Origin of the sequence: Pseudomonas sp. NBRC 111130 (assembly GCF_001320485.1) — a bacterium.
In the GTDB taxonomy this organism is placed as follows: domain Bacteria; phylum Pseudomonadota; class Gammaproteobacteria; order Pseudomonadales; family Pseudomonadaceae; genus Aquipseudomonas; species Aquipseudomonas vlassakiae.
The window spans coordinates 1-6,249 of the sequence record NZ_BCBG01000081.1; the positions used below are offsets into that span (position 1 = coordinate 1).

Here is a 6,249-nt window from a genome sequence, read left to right on the forward strand (position 1 = left end):
CTGGCCGTTAGTGAAGTCGATCAGAATCTGCGCTTCCAGGGGCAGTACTTCGACTCAGAAACCGGGCTTCATTACAATACATACCGTTATTATGCGCCTGATAGTGGTCGCTTTATTTCGCCTGATCCGATAGGGCTTCGAGGCGGTTTCAACTTATTTAGGTATAATCTCAATCCGATCATGTGGATTGACCCTGCTGGTCTCGCGCCATGCCCAGTACGGGTGGTTAATAACACAAAAATTCATGGGCGTGGTCAAGTAGATGGCACGCCGGGTCATGATCAGTTTTCCGAAGCAATTGCAAATAAGTTGGCAATGAGTGGAAAGTTTACAGACGTTTATCTAAATAGGTCTTATAATTTTGCTAGCGGTCGCGGGGTCTCTGCCAGAAGACCCGATGTTATGGCTGTTGATGTCAATGGCAAGGTACATGCGATAGAATTGGCTTCCAAGACGGACATGGGTAAAAAGCTACCTACGCTGACCTCTCGAAATAATTCTGCCATGAATAATCTGCCAGTCAGCAAGCGAGGGGAGGTTTTGGTTCTTGAACACCCGTATAGTGCATCTGATATGAAAGCTATACTGGATGATTTTATTTCGGGTATATAGGTGCTTTATGTGCTTGGCAATGGCTTTATATGGTACTGAAAATATTTCACCTGAGTTGGCTTTGAAGCTGGGAGTGGCGTATTTCTCGTTTGTTAATTTGCCGATAACGGGGGCGGCGTATTATAAGTATCTTGCTGATGGTGATCACCTTGGTGATCATGACCTAGTTGAAGTTTCACTGGAGGATCTAGCTGGAAGAATTGCTGCAAATTCTGTATCATCTTTCAGGCTTTACAATGAAAGTAATGGTGTAGTTCCATGGCTTGCGTCTTATGGTTATAATACCGACCGTTTTTCCAATTTCTGTCATATAGATGCTCAATCAAGTGGTGATCAATCCTCGCTTGAAGCCTTTATTGATTTTTTCAAAGAAGCTGTTCAAAAATCGCCGAAATCGTCGTTCTATGGTATAGCTTACCGGAGCGCAAGCGTAAGCAAAGGTTTTAATTACGCGGCGGGAGAGAATTTCGTCTCTATTTATCCGTTTGAAAACTCCGGGGCATTCAAAAAAGAGGTGCCTGGTCGACATGCTGGTCAGGAGAGATATAAGGGGGAGCTTCTGCGTATGGTTTATGAAGTTAATCTTCTCAACTCCCGTCATCTAGAGCTCGATGTGTCAGGAGTAAAATTGGGGGATTGGATTCTCCAAGATTACAATAACGGTGTACTTAAAAAGATTTCCGAGTCAATATTTGTCTGGTTGGTTCAAGCGGGAAGTCTCGGTGCTATTAATGAAAGGCTTGGGAAGTTAGGCTTGTTGTTGGCTTGGAAAGCGAGTGGCGCGAAGGCGTTAACAAAAAAAATCCCGTAAGCCGCTTCTTCTGTATAGGTATGATGGAGAGGGCTTATATTTTACTGGTTCGAATGCTTTTTCTTGAGGTCCTGATCTTTAATAATTAACATTAGGGTGATCACGCGCCTGGCGTGATCACCTGCGATTGTTCATACGTGCGGAAGCGCTATCAGCGTCAGATCAGCTCTTCCTGCGCTTTATTCCCCGTATTATGGACGGCCCCCGCGTTCAACTGCGCTACGACAATCCGCTGGGCCGCCTGACCGACATCAAGCGCGTGGTCGAATATCTAAGGCCTGATTGTGACCCTCAGCAACGCCCTTGGGCCTGCGTTGCCACTACGTTGATAAACCCACAGTGGCAGACGCGGAATAACAATTTTGTAGTTGATGCTGTTACTGGGAGGGTTCTGTGAGTAGTGTTAAATACTACGCTTTGCGCTATGACTCTCATGACGTAGGCTGTCCAGTTGTATTGTCGGGCTATTTCAAGTGCGAAGAGTTTGAGTGGGACTCCTTTGAGCCTAATCCAATGGAGATAGTGATAGAGAAGACGTACTCTCTGGAGCTGTCTGGCCTAGAAATGGCACTTGATGATTTGGATTTTGACTACTACCAGCTAGGCGATACATATGTATCGAAAAAGTTTCTAGAGGCTTGTGATAAGTTGGGGGCTAAGTATAGAGCCGTACCGTTAGAGATATCATATGAAGGGGCTGCTCGGAAGGGTGACTTTTTCATATTCCTTCCCGCTGAAAGTCTGGCGGCGCTAGATAAGAGTAAGTCTGTGTTTGAGGTTTCAAAAGATATGGAGACCGGTATCGAAATTGATAGTCCGATTTATCCGGGATCCACGAGTATAGACAATATTACAAGTTTTGTGATATCTCCGGCATTGGCTTCAGATGTTTTCAGATGCCAGGAAACATTGGAGTTATTTTGTAGTGAGAGATTCAAAATTGCCGCCACTGGTTTGAAAGGGCTTGCGTTTGAAGAAATAGACGAGCGCTATGCATATGATACCTGGACCGAATTTAATGACATTTGAACAATTATTGCGTTGTTGGTGAGTTTGGTGCGCATTCGGTTTGTTGCTAATCAATCTGGCTCTTTAAAAGTATGCGATTTCGTTGGCGCTACCAAACCTGCGGTAGGGCCGACGCCTTTATCAACTGAGAAGTGATTGATATCTAGCACCAAAATCAAACGCATCAAGGGTGGTCGCAAATTTGCTGGCAAACGCATTCCATCGCGCAGGACGATAACGGCTACATGGTCGGCCTCGACCTGCCAGACGGCAATCGCCTGACCTTCAAGTACGACGAATTCGCCCGCCTGCTCGAAGAAACCGACCCGCTGGGCCGCAAGATCGCCTACGAATATCACCACCTGACCACGCTGGTGACCCAGGTCAGCTACCCGGATGGCAGCACCTGGCGAGCGCGTTACGACGACCAGGGCAACCTGCTCGCCGAAACCGACGCCCTCGGCCAGATGACCGAGTACCTCAACAGCGACGATGGCCTGCCGCACACCATCATCGATGCGACCTACAAGTCCAAGTACCTGTGGTGGAACACCCTGGCCCAGGTCGAGCGCTACCAGGACTGCTCAGGCAAGAGCACCTATTACCGCTATGACGAGCGTCATCACCTGGTGGCCGTGACCGATGCGCTGAACCAGACCACCTCGCTGGAGCGCAAGCCGGACGGCGAGGTACTGCGCATCACTCACCCGGACGGCACCGCCGAGACCTTTACCTACAACGTCTACGCCCAGGTGCTCAGCCACACCGACGGCAAGGGCCAGACCATCCGCCTGATGCGCACCGCGCGCGGCCTGCCGAGCAGCCGTCAGGACGCCAAGGGCCAGCGGGTTCGCTACGAGTACGACAAGGCGATCCGCCTGACCGCGCTGGTCAACGAGAACAACGCGACCTACAGCTTTGCCTACGACGCCTCGGACCGGCTGAGCGAGGAAGTGCGGGTGGATAACCTGACCCGGCGCTTCAGCTACAACATTGGTGGCCACCTGACGCGGCTGGATGAAGTTGGCTACGGCGAAAACGCCGAGCGGCCGGAGCGGCATACGCTGTTCGAGCGCGACACCATTGGCCGACTGATTGCCAAGCTCAATCGCGATGATGAGCAGCGGTTCACCTATGACGACGGTGACCGGTTGCTGAGCATCGAGCGGCACCCGAGCGGTATCGGCAAGCAGCTTGGGGTGACCGAGGAGAAGCTGGAGTACGGCTACGATCTGCTGGGTCGGCTGACCCAAGAAATCACGCCCGATGGCACCCTGGGCTACGAGTACGATCCGCTCAGCAACCTGACCACGCTGACCCTGCCGGACGGGCGCAAGGTCAATCACCTGTATTACGGCAGCGGGCACCTGCACCAGCTGAACCTGGATGGTCAGGTAATCAGCGACATGGAGCGCGACGACCTGCACCGGGAGGTCTACCGCACCCAGGGCAAGCTCACCAGTTACTTTGGCTATGACCGCCATGGGGCGCAAGGCCTGGCAGTTTGCTTCGACCTTGCCCGCCGACAAGCTCTCGCAGATTCACAACACCGGCATCAATACCTCGCTGCTGGTGGAGCACGCTTACAACCCGATTCAACGCCGCTACCAGTACGACCCGGCCGGAGAGTTGGTGCGGACCCTCGACAAGCTGCGTGGCGAGATCAAGTACGAGTACGAAGCCAACGGCCAGTTGCGCAGCCGGGATACCGGCTCGCTGGTGGGCAGCGAAGAATTCCGCTACGACCCGGCGGCGAACCGCCTGGACTTCAATGCCCGTCAGTTTGACAAGGTCAGGGACAACCGGATCAAGCAGTGGCGTGACCAGGAGTACCGCTACGACCCGTGGGGCAACCTGATCGAGAAGCGCTCGGGGCACAGCAAGCTGCAGATCTTTGCCTATGACTGCGAGAACCGGCTGGTTCGGGCTGAGACCCGGGTTAACGGCAAGCTGGAGAGTACCGGGCAGTATCGGTACGACAGCCTGGGGCGGCGGGTGGCCAAGCAGGCTGAGATTAACGGAGAGGTCGAACAGAAGCGCTTCCTTTGGCAAGGGCTGAGGATGCTGCGGGAAGAGACGCCGGGGCAGAGCATCTTGTATGTGTATGAGCCGGGCAGCTATGCGCCGTTGGCGCGGATAGACCAGGCTGAGGGTCAAGAACAGAAACTCTACTACTTCCATACCGACCAGATTGGAACGCCGCTGGAACTGACGGACAGTGATGGCACGATTGTTTGGCAGGCTTCGTATCGTTCGTGGGGTTCTGTAGAGCAGTTGGCTGTTAGTGAAGTCGATCAGAACTTGCGCTTTCAGGGCCAGTACTTCGATGATGAAACAGGGCTTCACTACAATACGTTCCGTTTCTACGACGCTGAAATGGGACGGTTCACTGCTCAGGATCCGGTTGGGTTGGTAGGAGGAATTAATCTTTATCAATATGCACCGGAACCGAACGGATGGGTAGACCCTTTAGGTCTAACTTGCGGCAAGCTGAATGATAAGATTATTTCGGAGGCGAATCAGGTTGCCGCTCCTGGAGGAAACATAACAGCGCAGCAAGCCGCAATATTGAAGGGGAATTTGCCGGTTGTGCAGCGCCGTAGCGTCTTCCAAAACCAAGTGGACCGAAAAGAATTTGTTCGGGATCAAGATTACTTGATGAAACAATGGGAAACCCATACAGGGCGAACTTGGCCAGAAGGGGCCACACCTCACCATATTATTCCACTGGAAAGTGGGGGCCAAACAAATGGTGGAATCTCATGCCCACGAGAGGTAAGCTACCTAATCATTCGCTCCCTGGAATTCCGGGGCCGCATGCCGCCGGTGGGGTATTGAGAGCGACTATTCAGCAGAGCCGGAAGGCTTTGCCGCCTGGTACGATAACAGATATAAGATTTTAATATGTTAGACGTCGAAAAATTGATTGATAATGTAGCGCGGACAGATTTTTTCTCAAGCATGGGTAAGGCTCCTGACGCGATTGAAGGGGTTGTATACATAGAGAGTGTATTCCGAGTTTTTATTGAGCCTCTAGAAGCTGATTTCGCGGGTGCCTATAAAGATCTGGAGTGGTTGCCGACTACGCCTACTCAAGATGATCCGTTCAATTCTTTTCCTAGACCGCCTCAAGAATTAGTTGATGCAAGGCTTAGGGTTAGTAAAGCTGTTATGCAGTCGGTTAAGAATGTGGCGAAAGATAAGTTTGTATCGGGCGCGCATGATTTCAGTTTGGCAGCTCGAAATGCAGCCTGCTTTGCATTTCGACAGTATGTCTCTGAAGTCTATTATGGAGGTGATGGCATCTGGTCAAAAATAGTTGATCTTTATTTTTCAGGAAGATGGCCTGTTGGGTATGCGGGCGAAAAGTTAATTGTAATATAAGTAATGTGTGCATTTTTTTGCGTGCAAATGGTATGCGGGTTTTGCTGGGTTCCGCTAAAGGCTGATTGAATCGCTTGCATGGCGACTGATTCAGATAGACTCATATTGCTAGGGTTCTTTAATAAACTATGGTTTGAAGTAGCCGCCGTGGTTAAATTGGCCTTCTCATTGTTAATGTACTTGGTTGATGGGTGGAACCATTTTCCTTTATTTTTGTTGCTATTAATGTTTCACAGCCAAGGGCTAGCGTTCAGAACGACGAGTTCTCCCGGCTGATCGAGGAAACCGACCCACTGGGCCGCAAGATCACCTACAAGTATCACCTCGCTACACCCCTGGTCACCGAAACCCGCTTCCCCGACGGTAGCGTCTGGCAGTCTCGTTACGACGACAAAGGCAACCTGATCACCGAGATCGACCCGCTGGGCCACAAG

General features: G+C 51.2%; 4 protein-coding genes and 2 pseudogenes. All 6 read left to right on the forward strand.

Annotated elements, in window-relative coordinates:
* Positions 1-612: RHS repeat-associated core domain-containing protein (locus tag APH33_RS26915; RefSeq protein WP_082433681.1), on the forward strand; the 612-nt coding region annotated here is incomplete at its 5' end.
* A 19-nt stretch (positions 613-631) separates the two neighbouring features.
* Entirely contained in the window at positions 632-1,423 is a 792-nt protein-coding gene (locus APH33_RS26920; protein WP_256218718.1) for a hypothetical protein, read from the forward strand.
* A gap of 393 nt (positions 1,424-1,816) precedes the next feature.
* Complete coding sequence (locus APH33_RS22370) at positions 1,817-2,452, forward strand: imm11 family protein (protein WP_054887231.1); 636 nt, start codon at positions 1,817-1,819, stop codon at positions 2,450-2,452.
* Positions 2,453-2,661: 209 nt separating this feature from the next.
* A pseudogene (locus tag APH33_RS26925) lies at positions 2,662-4,915 on the forward strand (RHS repeat-associated core domain-containing protein); the annotation flags it as partial.
* A 420-nt stretch (positions 4,916-5,335) separates the two neighbouring features.
* Positions 5,336-5,815 carry a hypothetical protein gene (locus APH33_RS27285; protein ID WP_156352029.1) on the forward strand — a complete coding sequence of 160 codons (480 nt, stop codon included), beginning with the start codon at positions 5,336-5,338 and terminating at the stop codon, positions 5,813-5,815.
* A 191-nt stretch (positions 5,816-6,006) separates the two neighbouring features.
* Positions 6,007-6,249 (forward strand): annotated as a pseudogene (locus APH33_RS27290) (RHS repeat domain-containing protein); the annotation flags it as partial.